12 protein-coding genes are annotated in these 18,117 nt (G+C 73.1%); 5 read left to right on the forward strand and 7 right to left on the reverse strand.

What is annotated here, in order from left to right; genetic code table 11:
* Window positions 1–147: 147 nt before the first annotated feature.
* The 5 genes from ACIA8F_RS04910 to ACIA8F_RS04930 form a co-directional block, all read right to left on the reverse strand.
* The gene (locus ACIA8F_RS04910; RefSeq protein WP_399376776.1) at window positions 148–4,071 is read right to left on the reverse strand and encodes a multifunctional oxoglutarate decarboxylase/oxoglutarate dehydrogenase thiamine pyrophosphate-binding subunit/dihydrolipoyllysine-residue succinyltransferase subunit; all 3,924 of its coding nucleotides are present in this window, start codon (window positions 4,069–4,071) and stop codon (window positions 148–150) included.
* A gap of 257 nt (window positions 4,072–4,328) precedes the next feature.
* On the reverse strand, window positions 4,329–5,423 hold the full coding sequence (locus tag ACIA8F_RS04915) for an ATP-binding protein (protein WP_399376778.1): 1,095 nt from the start codon (window positions 5,421–5,423) through the stop codon (window positions 4,329–4,331).
* Complete coding sequence (locus ACIA8F_RS04920) at window positions 5,420–6,163, reverse strand: response regulator transcription factor (RefSeq protein ID WP_330298546.1); 744 nt, start codon at window positions 6,161–6,163, stop codon at window positions 5,420–5,422. The genes ACIA8F_RS04915 and ACIA8F_RS04920 overlap by 4 nt, the downstream gene beginning before the upstream one ends.
* Window positions 6,164–6,370: 207 nt before the next feature.
* Window positions 6,371–8,158, reverse strand: a complete 1,788-nt coding sequence (locus tag ACIA8F_RS04925; RefSeq protein ID WP_399376779.1) for a glycoside hydrolase family 3 protein — start codon at window positions 8,156–8,158, stop codon at window positions 6,371–6,373.
* Between the two features lie 107 nt (window positions 8,159–8,265).
* Window positions 8,266–9,645 carry an MFS transporter gene (locus ACIA8F_RS04930; protein ID WP_399376780.1) on the reverse strand — a complete coding sequence of 460 codons (1,380 nt, stop codon included), beginning with the start codon at window positions 9,643–9,645 and terminating at the stop codon, window positions 8,266–8,268.
* A gap of 148 nt (window positions 9,646–9,793) precedes the next feature.
* On the opposite strand from ACIA8F_RS04930, the gene ACIA8F_RS04935 reads away from it, so the two are divergent.
* A complete protein-coding gene (locus ACIA8F_RS04935; RefSeq protein ID WP_399376782.1) occupies window positions 9,794–10,468 on the forward strand; it encodes a TetR/AcrR family transcriptional regulator in 675 nt (224 codons plus the stop codon).
* A gap of 108 nt (window positions 10,469–10,576) precedes the next feature.
* On the opposite strand, the gene ACIA8F_RS04940 is transcribed toward ACIA8F_RS04935, so the two are convergent.
* Window positions 10,577–11,215, reverse strand: a complete 639-nt coding sequence (locus ACIA8F_RS04940; protein ID WP_399376783.1) for a hypothetical protein — start codon at window positions 11,213–11,215, stop codon at window positions 10,577–10,579.
* Between the two features lie 557 nt (window positions 11,216–11,772).
* Here ACIA8F_RS04940 and ACIA8F_RS04945 point away from each other — a divergent pair.
* The 3 genes from ACIA8F_RS04945 (at window position 11,773) to ACIA8F_RS04955 (ending at window position 14,838) form a co-directional block, all read left to right on the forward strand.
* The gene (locus tag ACIA8F_RS04945) at window positions 11,773–12,804 is read left to right on the forward strand and encodes a hypothetical protein (RefSeq protein WP_399376784.1); all 1,032 of its coding nucleotides are present in this window, start codon (window positions 11,773–11,775) and stop codon (window positions 12,802–12,804) included.
* A gap of 214 nt (window positions 12,805–13,018) precedes the next feature.
* Complete coding sequence (locus ACIA8F_RS04950) at window positions 13,019–13,894, forward strand: sulfurtransferase (RefSeq protein WP_399376786.1); 876 nt, start codon at window positions 13,019–13,021, stop codon at window positions 13,892–13,894.
* A 107-nt stretch (window positions 13,895–14,001) separates the two neighbouring features.
* Entirely contained in the window at window positions 14,002–14,838 is an 837-nt protein-coding gene (locus ACIA8F_RS04955) for a DUF4097 family beta strand repeat-containing protein (RefSeq protein WP_399376787.1), read from the forward strand.
* A 23-nt stretch (window positions 14,839–14,861) separates the two neighbouring features.
* Here the strand turns inward: ACIA8F_RS04955 and ACIA8F_RS04960 are convergent, their stop codons facing one another.
* Window positions 14,862–15,431 carry a DUF6817 domain-containing protein gene (locus tag ACIA8F_RS04960; protein ID WP_399376788.1) on the reverse strand — a complete coding sequence of 190 codons (570 nt, stop codon included), beginning with the start codon at window positions 15,429–15,431 and terminating at the stop codon, window positions 14,862–14,864.
* Between the two features lie 184 nt (window positions 15,432–15,615).
* On the opposite strand from ACIA8F_RS04960, the gene lon reads away from it, so the two are divergent.
* Window positions 15,616–18,012: an endopeptidase La gene (gene lon, locus ACIA8F_RS04965; RefSeq protein WP_399376789.1), complete on the forward strand. Its 2,397-nt coding sequence runs from the start codon at window positions 15,616–15,618 to the stop codon at window positions 18,010–18,012.
* Window positions 18,013–18,117 lie beyond the last annotated feature (105 nt).

Below are 18,117 nucleotides of genomic sequence, written 5' to 3' on the forward strand. Positions count from 1 at the left end.
GGAACCTGGGGCTCCGCCCCAGACCCCGGTCCTCAAACGCCGGACGGGCTGGAGGAAACGCCGGACGGGCTGGATGTGGCCGAGGATGCCGGAAGGCCCGGCCCCCCGAGGGGGCCGGGCCTTCCGGCGTTCGAGCCAGCGCAGTGCTCAGGCCTCGAAGACCTCGTTCAGGAGGAGCTGCTGCTCCGCCTGGTGGCGCTTGGCCGAGCCGACCGCCGGGGACGAGCCGTGCGGACGCGAGATCCGGCGCAGGCGCTCGCCCGCCGGGATGTCCGCGCCGACCGCCAGGTCGAGGTGGTCGATCAGGTTGAGGGCGATGAAGGGCCACGCGCCCTGGTTCGCCGGCTCCTCCTGGGCCCAGATGTACTTCGCCGCGTTCGGGAACTTGGCGATCTCCGCCTGGAGTTCGCTGCCCGGGAGCGGGTAGAGGCGCTCGATGCGGATGATCGCCGTGTCGGTGATGCCGCGCTTCTCGCGCTCGGCCTCCAGGTCGTAGTAGACCTTGCCGGCGCAGAAGACGACCTTGCGCACCGCGTTCGGGTCCACCGTGGAGTCGCCGATGACCGGACGGAACGAGCCGGTCGTGAACTCCTCCGCCTTCGACGCCGCCGCCTTCAGACGCAGCATCGACTTCGGGGTGAAGACGATGAGCGGCTTGTGGTGCGGGTTGTGGACCTGCCACCGCAGGAGGTGGAAGTAGTTCGACGGGAGCGTCGGCATCGCGACCGTCATGTTGTCCTGCGCGCACATCTGCAGGAAACGCTCCGGGCGGGCGGAGGAGTGGTCCGGGCCCTGGCCCTCGTAGCCGTGCGGCAGGAGGAGCGTGACGCCGGACGTCTGGCCCCACTTCTGCTCGGCCGAGGAGATGAACTCGTCGACGACGGTCTGCGCGCCGTTGACGAAGTCACCGAACTGGGCCTCCCAGAGGACCAGCGCGTCCGGGCGGGCCAGCGAGTAGCCGTACTCGAAGCCCATGGCCGCGTACTCGGAGAGCAGCGAGTCGTAGACGTTGTAGCGGGCCTGGTCGTCCGCCAGGTAGAGCAGCGGGGTGTAGTCCTCGCCGGTCTCCCGGTCGATCAGGACCGCGTGGCGCTGGCCGAAGGTGCCGCGGCGGGAGTCCTGGCCGGACAGCCGGACCGGGGTGCCCTCCATCAGCAGCGAGCCGAAGGCCAGGGTCTCGCCCATGCCCCAGTCGATGGTGCCGTCGTCGATCATCGCGGCGCGGCGCTGCAGCTGCGGCAGCAGGCGCGGGTGGACGGTGACCGTGTCCGGGATGTTGACCTGGGCCTCGGCGATCCGCTTGACGACCTCCTGGGAGATCGCGGTGTTCACGAAGACCGGGAACTCCTGCGCGACCTGGGCGGGCGCCACCGGGGCGACCGCGGGCTGCGTGGCGGCCTCGCGGACCTCCGCGAAGACCTTCTCCAGCTGGCCCTGGAAGTCCTGGAGCGCCTGCTCCGCCTCTTCCAGCGTGATGTCGCCGCGACCGATGAGGGACTCGGTGTACAGCTTGCGCACCGAGCGCTTCTTGTCGATCAGGTCGTACATCAGCGGCTGCGTGAACGCCGGGTTGTCCGACTCGTTGTGACCGCGGCGGCGGTAGCAGATGAGGTCGATGACCACGTCCTTGTTGAACGCCTGGCGGAACTCGAAGGCCAGGCGGGCAATGCGGACGACCGCTTCCGGGTCGTCGCCGTTCACGTGGAAGATCGGCGCCTCGATCATGCGGGCCACGTCGGTCGCGTACATCGAGGAACGCGAGGACTCCGGGGCGGCGGTGAAGCCGACCTGGTTGTTGATGACCACGTGCACGGTGCCGCCGGTGCGGTAACCGCGCAGCTGCGACATGTTCAGCGTCTCGGCGACGACGCCCTGGCCCGCGAAGGCCGCGTCGCCGTGCAGGGCGACGGGCAGGACCGTGAAGTCCGTGCCGCCCTTGTTGATGATGTCCTGCTTGGCGCGGACCACGCCCTCCAGGACCGGGTCCACCGCCTCCAGGTGCGAGGGGTTCGCGACGAGGGAGACCTTGATCTGCTCCCCGTCCAGGCCCGTGAAGGTGCCGTTGGCGCCCAGGTGGTACTTGACGTCGCCGGAGCCGTGCATGGACTTCGGGTCGAGGTTGCCCTCGAACTCGCGGAAGATCTGCGCGTACGACTTGCCGACGATGTTCGCGAGCACGTTCAGGCGGCCGCGGTGGGCCATGCCGATCGCGACCTCTTCGAGGCGGGCCTCGGCGGCCGAGTCGATGACGGCGTCGAGCAGCGGGATGACGGACTCGCCGCCCTCCAGGGAGAAGCGCTTCTGGCCGACGTACTTCGTCTGCAGGAAGGTCTCGAAGGCCTCGGCGGCGTTCAGCCGGCGCAGGATGCGCAGCTGCTCCTCGCGCTCCGGCTTGGAGTGCGGGCGCTCGATGCGGTCCTGGATCCAGCGGCGCTGCTTCGGGTCCTGGATGTGCATGAACTCGACGCCGGTGGTGCGGCAGTACGAGTCGCGCAGCACGCCGAGGATGTCGCGGAGCTTCATCATCGACTTGCCGGAGAAGCCGCCGACCGCGAACTCGCGCTCCAGGTCCCACAGGGTGAGGCCGTGCTCGGTGATGTCGAGGTCGGGGTGCTTGCGCTGCTTGTACTCCAGCGGGTCGGTGTCGGCCATGACGTGGCCGCGGACCCGGTAGGAGTGGATCAGCTCGAAGACGCGGGCGGCCTTCGTGACGTCGTCGTCGTGCGAGGCGTCGATGTCCCGGAGCCAGCGGACCGGCTCGTACGGGATGCGCAGCGCCTCGAAGACGTCGTCGTAGAAGCCGCTCTCGCCGAGCAGCATGTTCGCGACGATGCGCAGGAACTCGCCGGAGGCCGCGCCCTGGATGACCCGGTGGTCGTAGGTCGAGGTCAGGGTCATGACCTTGGAGATGCCCAGCTTGTTCAGGGTGTCCTGCGAGGTGCCCTGGAACTCGGCGGGGTAGTCCATGGAGCCGACGCCCATGATGACCGACTGTCCGGGCATCAGGCGGGGCACGGAGTGGACGGTGCCCAGGCCGCCGGGGTTGGTGAGGGAGACCGTCACCCCGGTGAAGTCGTCCATCGTCAGCTTGCCGATGCGGGCCCGGCGGACGATGTCCTCGTAGGCCTGCCAGAACTCGAAGAAGTTGAGGGTCTCGGCCTTCTTGATGCCGGCGACGACGAGCTGGCGGTCGCCGTTGGGCTTCACCAGGTCGATCGCGAGGCCGAAGTTGATGTGCTCCGGCTTGACCAGGGTCGGCTTGCCGTCCTTCTCCGCGAAGGAGTAGTTCATCGACGGCATGGCCTTGATGGCCTGCACCATCGCGTAGCCGATGAGGTGCGTGAAGGAGATCTTCCCGCCCCGGGCGCGCTTCAGGTGGTTGTTGATGACGATGCGGTTGTCGAACAGCAGCTTCACCGGGACGGCGCGGACGGACGTGGCCGTCGGCACTTCCAGCGAGGCGTTCATGTTCTTGACCACGGCCGCCGCGGGGCCGCGGAGCGTCACCAGTTCGGGGCCGGCAGGGGCCTCGGTGGCGGGCGCGGCCTTCTGGGGGGCTACGGAGGCGGGGGCGGCGGCGGGAGCCGGAGCCGGGGAGGCGGGGGCAGCCGGTGCGGCGGCGGCCGGGGCCTGGGAGGTGACAGTCACAGCAGGGGCACCAGAGGGGGTGGCAGGTACAGGGGCAGGTGCTGACACGGGCGTCGTGGCCGCTGCTGCGGGGGCGGCGGGCGCGAGGCTCGCCGTCCCTGTGGCGGCGGCGTCGGAAGCCTGCGGGTGCGCGGCGGTGACGGGGGCGGCGGCCTGTGCGGAGGCGCCGTCCGTCGTCGTCGCGGCAGGGGGAGCGGGCCGGTCCGTGGGCTTATCCGCCTTCACCGGAGCGACAGCGCCCCCCGGCTTGTAGTCGGCGAAGAAGTCCCACCAGGCCCGGTCGACCGAGTTCGGGTCCTGGAGGTACTGCTGATAGATCTCGTCGACGAGCCACTCATTCGCGCCGAAGCCCGGGGCGGGGTTCTTCCCGCCTTCTCCTGCTTCGGTCGTGGTGCTCGAGTTACTGGGGGACTGTGGCGACACGGCGGCAACCGCCCTCTTCCGCTTCACAAGGTATGGACAGCGGGAATAAAGGCTACGCCTCCCGGGCCGTGAGATGCAGACCGGGCGGGACTTACGTCGCGTAGGTCACATCGAACGGCGGGTTTCACCACCAGGAATGGCGGGAAACAAGCGTGGTTCGGGCAGGAGGCACCGCGGTTGCGGCCCCCTGGCTTCGCACCCCTGACGGACCCCGGTCCGTGTGGCCGAGATCATGTCCTTCCCACTCGAACCCTACGTCAACTCGGCGCTTGCGAGCTGCCCGGAAGCGTGACGAGGATCCGGCAGCCCCGTGAGGATTCGGCCACTCCGATGTGGCCCCCGTGCAGGCCCACGGCCCAGCGGGCGATGGCCAGGCCCAGGCCCGTGCCGCCGTCGCCGCCCCGCGCGCTGCCGCGGTTGAACCGCTCGAAGACCCGGTGCCGCTCGGACTCCGGGATTCCGGGACCTTCGTCCCGCACTTCGAGGACCAGGCCCCCGGGCGCGTCGCCCGTCCGGGCGTGGACCGTGACCCGGCCGTGCGGGGGGCTGTGCTTGACCGCGTTGTCGATCAGGTTCGCCACCACCTGGTGCAGCCGCTCGGCGTCCGCGTACGCCGTCAGGTCCGGCGGGGACACGTCCAGGTGGAGGTGGACGTCGTTGCGGGTGTGCCCGCCCGAGCCGGAGGAGAGCCCCGGCCGGCCGGCGGCCGCCAGGCCCGACTCCTTCAGCACCCCCGACAGATAGGGCCACACCTCGAAGCGGCGGGCCCGCAGCGGCACCACCCCGTTGTCCACGCGGGAGAGGTCCAGCAGGGTCTCCACCAGCCGGCCGAGCCGCTCGGTCTGCTTCAGGGCCGTGCGCATCGTCTCCGGATCGGCGGCGGAGACCCCGTCCACCACGTTCTCCAGTACCGCCCGCAGGGCCGCGATCGGGGTGCGCAGCTCGTGCGAGACGTTCGCGACGAGCTCCTTGCGGTGCCGGTCCACCGCCTCCAGGTCGTCCGCCATCAGATTGATGGTGGAGGCCAGGTCGCCCAGCTCGTCGCGGCGGCCCGCCCCGCGGACCCGGCGCGTGTAGTCCCCGTGGGATATCGCCCGGGCCACGGTGGTCATGTCGTCCAGCGGCGCCGTCAGGCTGTGCGCCACGAACTGGGTGATCAGCATCGAGGCGATCACCGAGAACACCGTGATGAAGCGCACCTCGGTGGCCGTGCGCAGGGCCACCATCAGCAGGCCGGTGGTGATGAACACCGACACCACCACGAGCGTGCCCAGCTTGGTCTTGATCGAGAACGGGGAGAAGGGCCGCAGCCCCCCGGGCGGCCGCTGCCCCGGCGGCCGGTAGCCGCTCACGGCTGCGCCGGGGTCTCCAGGGCGTACCCGACGCCGTGGACCGTACGGATCCGCTCGGCGCCGATCTTCCGGCGCAGCGCCTTGATGTGGCTGTCGACCGTACGGGTCCCGGACGCGTCGGCCCAGTCCCAGACCTCGGCGAGGAGCTGCTCCCGCGAGAGCACCGCCCGCGGGGTCCCGGCCAGGCACACCAGCAGGTCGAACTCGGTCGGCGTCAGGTGCACGTCCTCGGTGTGCACCCGGACCCGGCGCTGCGCGTGGTCGATCTCCAGATCGCCGAGGCGCAGGGTGGCCCCGCGCGGGGCGTGCGCGGCCAGCGTGGCCCGCTCCACCCGCCGCAGCAGTACGTGGACCCGCGCGGCCAGCTCGCGCATCGAGAAGGGCTTCGTCATGTAGTCGTCGGCGCCGACCCCCAGGCCGACGAGCATGTCGGTCTCGTCGTCCCGGGCGGTGAGCATCAGCACCGGGACGGGCCGCTGCGCCTGGACCCGGCGGCAGACCTCCAGGCCGTCGAAGCCCGGCAGCATCACGTCCAGGACCAGCAGCTCCGGCAGCCAGCTCTCGGCCGCCGCGACGGCCGCCGGCCCGTCCGCGGCCGTCTGCACCTGGAAGCCCTCGGCGCGCAGGCGCGCGGCGATGGCCTCCGCGATGGTGTGGTCGTCCTCGACGACGAGCACCCGGCGCTGCGCGCCGGGGGTGGCCGCGGCGCCGTTGTGGGTGGTGGTGTGCGTCTGTTCCATGTCCCGCCCCTGAAGATCCCGCGTGGTAGGGGTGCAGCGTAGAGGAGCGGCCGGGCTCCGGCTATGACGGGTGCGCTGCGCGGGTTCGTCGCCGAGCCCCTTGCCCCCGGACCTGCGCTTCAAACGCCGACGGGCTGGAAAATCCAGCCTCGCCGGCGTTCGAGGCGCGGGGTCCGCGCGGGGCTGCGGGGCTGCGGGGCTGCGGGGCTACAGGGTCAGGCCGTGGCCGTGCGGGAAGACCGGGTCGGCGGTGTCGTTCGGAACGTCGGGCCGGGAGGCCGCGACGGCCTCCATGGAGCGTGGGAGCTCGAAGGGCAGCCGCCCCCCGGCGGCCGCCCTGCCGAAGGCCACGTCCAGGAGGGCGGCGTCGGACGCCCCGTAGTCCGCGATCAGCGCGGCCGCCCGCTCCGCGATCTCGGGGATCACCGCGGCCCGCTCCAGGTTGATGCAGACCAGGGTCGGGACGGCGTCCAGGAGGGCCAGGATCTCGGTGAGTTCCGGCTCGGGGAAGGCCAGCGAACCCGAGTGGAAGAAGGACTCGAAGATGTTGCTGCGGGGCTCGTGCGGGGTGCGCAGCCGCAGCACGGCCAGATCCGCCTCGGCCGGGTCGGACACGAGTTCCCCGTAGGCCGCCGCGACCTCCGCGTCCACGTCCTTGACGTACAGCTTCGGCCGGCCGGACACCGGCAGGGTGCTCCCGGTGTTGGTGAGCACCGTCAGGGAGCGCCGCTGGGCCGCGGCGCCGGCCGCCGCGAAGTCGGCGCGGCCCACCGTCTCGGCCGCCGCGTCCGGGTCCACGTACGGGTTCTCGAACAGGCCGAGGACGAACTTCTCGCGCAGCAGCCGGCGGACGGACGCGTCGATCCGGGCCTCGGAGACCCGGCCCGAGCGGACCATCTCCACGATGACCGCGGGGCACTGCTCGCCGCCGAACTGGTCCGAGCCGGCCTCCAGCGCGCGGGCCGCCCGCTCGGAGACGCCGACGTGCTCCAGGCCCCAGGCGCGGGCCGGGTGCGGCTCGCCGAAGATCGTCGACTCGGTGAGCAGGCCCCAGTCCGTGCAGACGATGCCCTGGAAGCCGAGCTCCTCGCGGAGCAGGCCGGTGACGACGCCCTTGTTGAAGCCGAAGCCGACCTCTTCCCAGTCGGTGCCGATGGGCTGGCCGTAGTACGGCATCATCTGCGAGCAGCCGGCCGCGATGGCCGCCTTGAACGGCTCCAGGTGGTGCTCGCGCATCCCGCCCGGGTAGATCTGCTCCTTGCCGTGCGCGAAGTGCGGGTCCTCGCCGTCCTTCTGCGGGCCGCCGCCGGGGAAGTGCTTGACCATCGCGGAGACCGAGGCCGCGCCGAGGGTCTCGCCCTGCAGGCCCCGTACGTAGGCCTGGACGAGCTCGCCCGTCAGCTTCGCGTCCGAGCCGAAGGTGCCCGACTGGCGGGCCCAGCGCGGCTCCGTGGCCAGGTCGATCTGCGGGTGCAGGGCGACGCGGAAGCCGACGGAGAGGTACTCGCGCCGCATGATGTCGGCGAACTCGAAGACCAGCTCCGGGTCGCCGATCGCGGCCAGGCCGATGGCCTCGGGCCAGGCGGAGAAGGCGCCGGCGTTGAAGGAGGCGCCGACGTTGTCGGTGAAGGAGTGCCGGGGGTCGGTCGACAGGGTCACCGGGATGCCGAGGCGGGTACCGGCGGCCATCTCCTGGACCGCGTTCTGCCAGGTCGCCATCTCGCGGGCGCCGTAGCTCCCGAGGAGGTTGAAGTGGGTGAGGTGGCGGCCCTCGATCAGCTCGGGGGTGGTGAAGGGGAGGATCGAGCCGTCGGTCTCGGTGACCGGGGTGCCGTCCGGGTTCATCATCAGCATCGAGTGGAAGAGCTGGCCGGCCTTCTCCTCCAGGGTCATGCGGGAGAGCAGGTCCTCGACGCGCCGGTCCACGGGGAGGGAGGCGTCCCGGTAGGGGAGGGGCGAGGCGGGGGGCGTCGGGGTGCTCGGGGTGGAGTTCATGGCGGGGCTCCTGGAGGGGTCGGTCGCGCGGGAGGTCGCGGGGGCGGGTGGCCGTTCGGGGCCGGGGGTGTGGGGGTGCGCGACGGCGGGCCCGGGCGGGCGGGCCGTCACCTGACCGAGCGGATCAGCTGGACGAGAGCGGCGCCGACGGCCGCCGCGATGCCGCCGACGAGGAAGAGGGCGCCGTAGTTGCCCCCTCCGCCGATGGCGAGCACGAACGGCGCGAGCATCGGGACGAGGGACTGCGGGAGGGCGTTGGCGATGTTCAGGACGCCCATGTCCTTGGCGGCGGTCTCCGGGTCGGGCAGGACCGCGGCGGCGAGGGCCACGTCGACCGCGAGGTAGAGGCCCTCGCCGAAGCCGAAGACGGCCACGGCGAAGAGGAACATCCCGAAGGTGCCCGCGGTGGCGATGAGCAGCAGCCCGACGCCGATGACGAAGGCGGAGGCGAGCACGAAGGGCTTGCGGCGGCCGCTGGCGTCGGACAGCCAGCCCCCGGCGAGGGAGCCGACCACCACTCCGCCGACGGTGACGAGGGTGGTGGTGAACATCTTCGAGGCGACCTCGCCCTCGGCGACCCCGAGGCGGTCCATCAGGAAGTACACCTGGTAGCTGGTCACGCAGGCGATGCCGATGAAGACCAGGAAGCGGCTCGCGAAGTTCCAGGAGTAGTCCGGGTTCTTGCGCGGGTTCACCCAGAAGCTGTGCAGGAACTCCCGCCAGCCGTACGGGGCCACGGACTCGGCGCGGGCCGGCCGGTCGGGCATCACGGCGGCCAGGACGCTCACCCCGAGGACGCCGACGACGGCCGGGACGATGAAGGCCAGCGCCATGTTGTCCGTGAAGAGCTGCGCGAGGAAGCTGCCCGCCACCATCGAGACGGACAGCATCATGCCGACCATGCCGGAGACCCGGCCGCGCTGGTGGTCCGGGATCAGGTCCGGGATGCAGGCGGTGACCATGCACAGGGCGGCGTTGCAGCCGAGCTGCGCGATGGCCCAGCCGATGAGCAGCGTGCCGACGCTGGAGCCGAGGCCGACGACGGTCAGCCCGACGGCGGCCACCAGCATGCCGCCCACGAGCCAGGGGCGGCGGCGGCCGAACCGGCTGGTGGTGCGGTCGGAGAGGGCGCCGAAGAGCGGATTGCCGACGAGGGCGAGGAGGGCTCCGACGGAGAGCACCTTGCCGAGGGCGGCGCCGCGCTCGGCCTCGGGGACGATCTGGGCCACGCGCAGGGCGAGGGTCACCACGATCGGGGTGAAGACGGCGATGCAGACGCCGAGCTGGGCGGCGACCAGGCCGAAGATCAGCTTGGCGGGGGCGTCGGCGGGGGGCGCGGCGGGGGCGCCGGCGGATCGGGTGGCCGGGGCCGGGGCGGCCGGTGCGGCCGGGGCCTGGGCCGATGGGGCCGGGGCGTGGGCCGGCGTGGCCGGATCGGGTCGGTCGGGGGCGTCGAGTGCGCGTCCGGGGTCCTGCGTGAGCGGCATGGGGGCTCCAACGTCTCCGCGTCGGCCTCGTCGCCGACCGGGCGTTTTCACCGTAGGCGCGAAAACCATGCACCCACTAGGTTTTCGTTCAGTGAGCTGGATCACTCCCTCGGGATGGCCGGAAACGGTCGGGTTTAGGGTGGTCCGCATGCCACAGGACAAGGGTCGAACGGCCCCGAAAGCGCCGGCTGCCAAAGCGACGACGGCCCGGGGCGGCTACGCGGTGGGCGACGCCCGGCGCCAGAAGATCCTCGACACCGCCGTCGAGCACTTCGCGCAGTGGGGCTTCCACGCCTCCTCGCTCGCCCGGATCGCCAACGACTGCGGGATCACCCAGGGCGGTCTGCTCCACCACTTCCGCGGCAAGGAGGACCTGCTCCTGTCCGTCCTGGCGCAGAGTGAGCAGCACGACGTCGAACGGCTCTTCAGCGGGCCCGCCGAGGAGGTCCCGCCGGTCGCCGCGCACTTTGCCGCGGTGGTCGCGCTCGCCGAGGAGAACGCCCGGCGGCCCGGGCTCGTACGGATGTACAACACGCTGGTCGGCGAGTCCGGGAACCCCGGCCACCCCGCGCACGCCTACTTCCGGCAGCGCTACGACCGGGTCCTCGGCTACAGCGTCGACCTGCTCCGGGCGGGCGTCGCGCGCGGCGAGGTGCGGCCGGACACGGACTGCGAGGCGGTCGGCCGGGAGATCATCGCGGTGATGGACGGGTTCCAGATCCAGTGGGTGCTGGACCCGGAGGGCGTGGACATGGCGGTCCTGCTGCGCGGGTACCTGGACCGGCGGCTCCGGGAGATCGCCGTGGCGGGAACGGGCCCGTGACGGGGGAGAGACGGTGCGGCCGGGAGCGATGCCGCCCGAGCCGCCCGAGCTGCCCGAGCGCGGTTGGGCCGGTCGGCTCAGGCGGCTGGTTCCGTCGGTTCAGCCGGGTCAGCGGGGCTCGAAGGCTGGCAGGGCGCTCAGTACCGCCTCCAGGGGGCGCGGCAGCGTGGTCTGGTCGGCGGCGACCTCGTAACCGCCGTGCCGGAAGGCGTACGTGAGGGAGTCGAAGACCGGCTGCTCCGGCATCGAGATCCGCGGCAGGCGGGGGAAGTCCGCCGCCTGGAGCGCGGTGCGGAGTTTCGCGAGGGCGGCGGCCGAGAGCGTGTCGCGGTCGACCGTCTCTGCCTTGGCGTTGAGCCGCAGGAACGATCCGTCACCCTTGATGATCAAGGTATGGGCCTTTCCGCCGAAGCCCCCGCTGCGGGTGACCGAGACGAGCGTCTCGCCGGCGCCGGGCGGGGACGCGCTGGGGGCCGGCGCCGGAGCGGAGGTGCTCGGCGCGGGCTGCGGGGCGGGACCGGCCGTACCGGTGCTGCCCGGGTCGGGGGTCGAGCCGGCGCTCTGACCGGGGGAGGGACTCCCCGAGCCGTCCGTCGCCGTCCCGGACGGGGCGCCCGTCGCGGTGCCGGTGCTGCTGCTCGCGCCCGTGCCGGGCTTCGCCGAGGACCCGTCCTTCGGCCCGCCGGAGGAGCACCCGCCCAGGGCCGCCGCCACGGCCAGCGCCAGGGCCGCCGTCGCCAAACCCACTCGCCCGCCATGTGCTCGCACGCCCCACCCCCGCAGGTATCCGGCTCGAACCCCGAGTATGGAGTCAGCACCACCCGTACGGATAGCACTCGGAGGCCGACATCCGCCGCTTCGCCCCCTGGCGCTGGCTGCCGCCGCTCACCGCCGTCGCGCTCGGCCTCTGGGGCCTCTCGCGGAGCGGCTCCCTGTGGCGCGACGAGTCCGTCACGTGGCAGGTCGCGCACCGGCCGCTCGGGGAACTCTGGGAACTGCTCGGCCAGGTCGACGCCGTCCACGGCCTCTACTACCTGCTGATGCACGCGGTCTTCACCGCAACGGGCACCGCCCCCTCGGACCCCGCCCTCTGGCCCCTGCGCCTCCCCTCGGTGGCCGCCACCGCCCTGGCCGCCGCCGGCGTGGCCGCGGTGGCCCACCGGCTCGCGGGGGCGCGGAGCGGGGAGCCCGGGGCGGGTGGGTCCGGGGGGTCTGGTGTGGCCACCGGGCCTGCCGGGTCTGGTGTCCCCGACGGGGCTGGTGTGGCCGTTGGTCCCGGCGGGCCTGACAACCCCGCCGGCCGCGTGGCGCTTTTCGCCGGGGTCGCGTACGCGCTGCTCCCGCCCGTGCAGATGTACGCCCAGGAGGGACGCTCGTACGCGCTCGTCGCCGCGGCCGTCGTCTGGGCCACGTACCTGATGCTGCGCGAGCGCTGGGTCGGCTACGCCGTGGTGCTGGTGCTCGCCTGCTGGCTGCACGAGTTCGCCGTACTGGCGCTGCCCGCGCACGCGTTCGCCGCCCGGCGCTCGCGCGGCTGGCGGCTCGCCGCCGGGGCGGTGGTGGCCGCGCTGCTGCCGCTCGCGCTGGTCAGCGCCCGGCAGGCGCAGCAGCAACTGGGCTGGCTGGGGCGGCCGACCTGGCAGGACTGGGCGGCGTACGGGGTCCTCGCGACGGCCTCGCTGCTCCTGGCCCGGGGGGCCGCGCGGGAACTCGTACGGGTGGCCCTTCCCCTGGCGCTGCTGCCGCCCGGACTGCTCCTCGCGGTCTCGCTCGTGCACCCCTGGTACGTGGACCGGTACGTCCTCTACGCCCTCGCCGGCCTCGCCCTCCTGGCGGGGGCGCGGCTCGCCACCGTGCGCGGATGGTGGGTGTGGGCGCTGGTCGGGGTCCTGCTCGTCCCCCTCGGTTTCTGGTCCGCGTGGCTGCGCACGCCCGAGAGCCGCAAGGACGACGCGCGGGCGGTCGCGGCCGCCGTCAGCGCACTCGCGCGCCCGGGCGACGCGGTGCTGTTCCTGCCCTCGCGGCGGCGCGAATGGCTGCTGTCCTCCCCGCAGGCCTACGGATCCCTGCGCGACCTGGCCCTGTCCCGCACCCCGGCGGCTTCGCGGAGCCTCCAGGGCGTCGAGCGGACTCCGGAGGAGATCCAGGCGGCCCTGCTGGACCCGCACGTCGTCCGGGTGATCGCCCTGCTGGACCCGGCGGGGCAGCCGCTGGACGGCTACCCGGCCGAAGCGGTGAAGCGCCAGACGCTGGTCTCCCGCTTCGACCTGTGCACCGTGACGCCCGTACGCGGCGCCCGCGTGGCCCTTTTCGCCCGCCCGGGCACCTGCCCGTAGCTCCCGGCACCCCGGCCACCACCCCAGGCGGGACCGCCGGACCCCACTCCGGACCGGTCCCGACCCGTCTCCCGGCGAGGCCGCAAACTGCTTCCGGGGCGGGGGTGTTCGCGGGGTGCCGGGGTGTGGGGGAGAGGATGGGCGGTGGGTCGCCGATCGTGCCGGGGGCCGTTGGATTCTGCCGGTCCCGGCCGGTGTCTGTCGGAGGTGCCCCGTGGATGCAGCCCGCCCCCAGTCCCGTTCCCAGTCCCGTTCCCTCGTGCCGCCCGGGCCGCTCGTCGGCGGGGAGTGGCTCGCGGAGCGGCTCGGTACGGCCGGGCTCATCGTCTTCGACGCCTCCGTCGGGGCGCACCGGGATCCGGGACGGCGGATTCCGGGGGCCCGTCCCTTCGACCTCGACGGCGCACTGTCCGACCACACCGCCGCCGCCCCGCACACCATGCCCGGCCCCGCCGCCTTCGCCGAGGCGATGCGCGCCCTGGGTGTGGACGACGGCAGCACGGTCGTCGCGTACGACGGCGCGGGGATCTACTCCAGCGCCCGCGCCTGGTGGATGCTGCGCAGCATGGGCTTCGACCGGGTCGCCGTCCTCGACGGCGGGCTGCCCGCGTGGGTCGCCGCCGGGCGGCCGGTGGAGGAGCTCCGGCCGGGTTACGAGGGCCCGCGCGGCTCCTTCACGGCCCGGCCCCGCGCCGGGCTGCTGGTGGACGCCGCCACCGTCTCGGCGGCCCTGGCCGATCCGGCCGCCGCCGTCCTGGACGCCCGTACCCGCGCACGCTTCGCCGGCACCGCCCCCGAACCCCGACCGGGCCTGCGCGCAGGCCACATGCCGGGCGCGGTCAGCCTCCCCTTCGGCGAACTCCAGCGCCCCGACGGCCTGATGCGCCCCGCGGCGGAGCTCCGCGAGGCCTTCGAGGCGGCGGCGGGAGGGCGGGAGCGGCTGTACTTCAGCTGCGGATCGGGGGTCACCGCCTGTGTGCTCGCCCTCGGCGCGGACCTCGCCGGGTACGAGGACCTCGCGGTGTACGACGGCTCCTGGAGCGAGTGGGGCGTACCGTCCCCGGACCGGCCGGTGGTGGAGGGCAGTTAGGCCGGCTCCCCCCCCGGTCCCGGCCCCCGGACCGGGGGTTAACCCCACCCCGGATCCGGGCACGTGCACCATGCCCCCGCGGCCGCCGCACGGGCACGATCGGCATCATGACCACGACGAAGACGTTCCCGCGCACCGCCAAGGCCACCGTCACCTGCACCGCCGCGGCCCTCGCCGCCGGGCTCCTGCTCTCGGGCTGCTCCTTCGGTTCGCTCGTCTCGCGCGGCGGCCCCGAGAAGACGGCGAGCGCCGATGCCACGGTCGCCGAGGCCGTCACCGCGGTCGAGGTCTCGGACGCGGGCAGCGGATCCATCGACGTGGTCGCGGGCTCCGGCCCGGGCGTCACCGTCCGCCGTACCGTCCACTACCGCGGCGACACCGTGCCCGAGCCCGCCCAGCGGGTCTCCGGCGGCGTGCTGACCCTCACCAACGGCGCCTGCTCGGGCCGCTGTTCCGTGGATTACCGGGTGGAGGTGCCGGCATCCGCCACGGTGCGGGCCAAGAGCAGCAGCGGCCGCGTCACGGTGTCGGGAGTGGCCGCCGCCAAGGTCGTGACGTCCTCGGGCGGGGTGCGGGTGGACCGGATCGCCGGCGCGCTGGAGGTCGGTACCGACTCGGGCCCGGTCCGGGCGGACGGGGTCGCCGGCGGGCTGAAGGTCCGTACGTCCACGGGCTCGATCACCGCCGGGGAACTCGCCGGCCCGGGCGCGGAGGCCCGTTCCGACTCCGGCGACGTCCGCCTGACCTTCGCGAAGGCGCCGTCCTCGGTCGCCGTGAAGACCAGCTCGGGCGACGCCGAGGTGCAGGCCCCCGCGGCCCCGTACGCCGTCGACGTCTCCACCGCCTCCGGCGACCGCAGGATCACCGTCCCCGCGGACCCGTCCGCGCCCGCCCGGCTCGCCGTCCGGACCTCGTCCGGCGACGTCACCATCTCGGCGGCCTGAGCCGGGCCCCGCACGGCGTCGTCTCAGCCGAGCACGGCGGCCACGTCGCGGCGGGCCGGCTCCGAGAGCAGGGGGGACCACCGGGTGAACAGTTCGAGCAGGCCGGCCCCGTTGCGTTCGCGGAAGGACGTGTTCACCTTGGCCAGGTCCAGCTCGTTGGCCGCCGTGAGCTCGGCGAAGTCGCGGCGCTGCTGGGCGGACGGAACGAACTCCTCGCCCGTGAACCGGTCCCGGAAGACCGCCGATGCTTCGTCCGGTGCCGCGAGGCCGGGGTAGGAGGCCTTGCGGTCGCAGCTCGCGTAGAAGTAGACGAGCTCCTCGGCCTCCGTACCGATCGCCTCGGTGAGGCGGGCCCGCTCGGAAAGGTCCAGGAGTATCAGGGGCAGCCCGTCGGTTCCGTAGAAGGCGTGGCACAGTGCCGCGGCCCGGAGCGCCGGCCGACCGGCCCAGGCGGCCACCAGTGCCTCGACGCGCACCAGGTGGGTCAGGAGCGTTCCGCCCGAGTGCTTGGTGGTTTCCGCCCCCACCTCCTTGAGCAGGGCGATCGCCGGTGAATCGGTGGGTGCGTCGTGCTTGTCGTCGCTGTGCGTCATGCACCCATCATGACGAGCCGCCCGAGCCCGGCGTCCGGGGCGATCGCCATGCGGACACCCCTCGGCCGTCGTCCGGCAGCCCGCAAGGCGAGTGTTCGCCCCCGGCGAACGGCACGTGGGGAACATCCGGAGGCGCACGTGCATTGAGTCGGCATAGCTCAACTTCACTGCCGGAGGGAACATCATGGCTTCGACGTCCGTAACGCTCACCCTGCCCGTGCTGCCGCTCGACGACGAGGTCGTGCTGCCCGGGATGGTCGTTCCGCTGGACCTGTCCGACGCCGAGGTGCGGGGCGCCGTGGAGGCCGCGCAGGCGGCTGCCGCGGGTGGCAAGCCGAAGGTGCTGCTCGTGCCCCGCATCGACGGGACGTACGCGGGCACCGGAGTGCTCGGGACGGTCGAGCAGGTGGGGCGGCTGTCCGACGGGGACCCCGGGGCGCTCATCCGGGGTCGCGGCCGGGTCCGTATCGGGGCCGGGACCACCGGGCCCGGGGCCGCGCTCTGGGTCGAGGGCGAGACCGTGGACGAGACCGTCCCCGATCCGCTGCCCGGGGCCGTCGCCGAGCTCGTCAAGGAGTACAAGGCGCTCGCCACGAGCTGGCTCAAGAAGCGCGGGGCCTGGCAGGTCGTGGACCGGGTGCAGCAGATCGAGGGGGTCGGGGCGCTCGCCGACAACTCCGGGTACTCCCCGTTCCTCACCATCGAGCAGAAGGTGGAGCTGCTGGAGACGGCCGACCCGGTCACCCGGCTGCGGCTCGCCGTCAAGGCCCTCAGCGACCACCTCGCCGAGCAGGACGTCGCCGAGTCCATCGCCAAGGACGTCCAGGACGGCGTCGACAAGGTCCAGCGCGAGTTCCTGCTGAAGCGGCAGCTCGACGCCGTGCGCAAGGAGCTGCGCGAGCTCAGCGGGGAGAAGGAGGGCGAGGAGTCCGACGACTACCGCGCCCGGGTCGAGGCCGCCGACCTGCCGGAGAAGGTGCGCGAGGCCGCCCTCAAGGAGGTCGACAAGCTGGAGCGCGCCAGCGACCAGTCCCCGGAAGGGTCCTGGATCCGCACCTGGCTGGACACCGTGCTCGAACTGCCCTGGAACGAGCGGACCGAGGACGAGTACGACATCCGGGGAGCCCGCGCCGTCCTGGACGCCGAGCACGCCGGGCTGAGCGACGTGAAGGACCGGATCACCGAGTACCTGGCGGTGCGCAAGCGCCGCTCCGAGCGCGGGATGGGCGTCGTCGGCGGCCGCCGGGGCGGGGCCGTGCTGGCGCTCGTGGGCCCTCCCGGTGTCGGTAAGACCTCCCTCGGGGAGTCCGTGGCCCACGCCATGGGCCGCAAGTTCGTCCGCGTGGCCCTCGGCGGGGTCCGCGACGAGGCCGAGGTCCGCGGCCACCGGCGTACGTACGTGGGCGCGCTGCCCGGCCGGATCGTACGGGCGATCAAGGAGGCCGGGTCCATGAACCCGGTCGTCCTGCTCGACGAGATCGACAAGGTCGGCTCCGACTTCCGCGGAGACCCGGCCGCGGCCCTGCTCGAAGTCCTCGACCCGGCCCAGAACCACACCTTCCGGGACCACTACCTGGAGGTGGAACTGGACCTGAGCGACGTGGTGTTCCTCGCCACCGCCAACGTGCTGGAGGCCATCCCCGAGGCCCTCGCCGACCGGATGGAACTGGTCCGCCTCGACGGCTACACGGAGGACGAGAAGGTCGTCATCGCCCGGGACCACCTGCTGCCCCGGCAGCTGGAGCGGGCCGGCCTGGCCGCGGAGGAAGTGGTCCTGGAGGAGGACGCGCTGCGCAAGCTGGCCGGGGAGTACACCCGCGAGGCGGGCGTGCGCACCCTGGAGCGCTCCCTCGCCCGGCTGCTGCGCAAGGTGGCCTCCCAGCACGAGCTGGGGGAGCGGGAGCTGCCGCTGCGGATCGGCGCCGACGACCTGCGGGCGCTCATCGGACGGCCGCACCACGTACCGGAGTCCGCGCAGGACCCCTCCGAGCGGCGCACCGCGGTACCGGGCGTGGCCACCGGCCTCGCCGTGACCGGGGCCGGCGGTGACGTGCTCTTCGTCGAGGCCTCCCTGGCCGACCCCGAAACGGGCGCGGCCGGGCTCACGCTGACGGGCCAGCTCGGAGACGTGATGAAGGAGTCGGCGCAGATCGCGCTCAGCTTCCTGCGCTCCCACGGCGCCGAACTGGAGCTCCCGGTCGCCGACCTGAAGGACCGGGGCGTGCACATCCACTTCCCGGCGGGCGCGGTCCCCAAGGACGGCCCGAGCGCGGGCATCACGATGACGACGGCGCTGGCCTCGCTGCTGTCGGGCCGCCAGGTCCGCACCGACGTGGCCATGACCGGCGAGGTCTCGCTGACCGGGCGGGTGCTGCCGATCGGCGGGGTCAAGCAGAAGCTGCTGGCCGCGCACCGGGCCGGACTGACCACCGTCATCATCCCGAAGCGGAACGAGGCCGACCTGGACGACGTTCCCGCCGAGGTGCTGGCCGGGCTGTCGGTGCACCCGGTGACGGACGTACGGCAGGTCCTGGAACTGGCCCTGGCCGCGGACGAGGTCCCGGTGGCCGTCGTGGCCTGATCCGGGCACCGGGATCCCGGGGTTCCCCGCTCCGGCGGGGCCCCGGGCCCCCGGCACACCCGCTGCGAAATACTGGTGCCTCACACATCAGCGAAGGAGCGGGCC

The organism is Streptomyces sp. NPDC051563, from assembly GCF_044454225.1.
In the GTDB taxonomy this organism is placed as follows: Bacteria; Actinomycetota; Actinomycetes; order Streptomycetales; family Streptomycetaceae; genus Streptomyces.

Excerpts from the sequence above, each read along its gene's own strand:
- ACIA8F_RS04935 (WP_399376782.1), top strand. The coding sequence starts at position 9,794 with ATGCCACAGGACAAGGGTCGAACGGCCCCGAAAGCGCCGGCTGCCAAA.
- ACIA8F_RS04920 (WP_330298546.1), bottom strand. The coding sequence starts at position 6,163 with ATGGAACAGACGCACACCACCACCCACAACGGCGCCGCGGCCACCCCC.
- ACIA8F_RS04955 (WP_399376787.1), top strand. The coding sequence starts at position 14,002 with ATGACCACGACGAAGACGTTCCCGCGCACCGCCAAGGCCACCGTCACC.
- ACIA8F_RS04930 (WP_399376780.1), bottom strand. The coding sequence starts at position 9,645 with ATGCCGCTCACGCAGGACCCCGGACGCGCACTCGACGCCCCCGACCGA.
- lon (WP_399376789.1), top strand. The coding sequence starts at position 15,616 with ATGGCTTCGACGTCCGTAACGCTCACCCTGCCCGTGCTGCCGCTCGAC.
- ACIA8F_RS04960 (WP_399376788.1), bottom strand. The coding sequence starts at position 15,431 with ATGACGCACAGCGACGACAAGCACGACGCACCCACCGATTCACCGGCG.
- ACIA8F_RS04925 (WP_399376779.1), bottom strand. The coding sequence starts at position 8,158 with ATGAACTCCACCCCGAGCACCCCGACGCCCCCCGCCTCGCCCCTCCCC.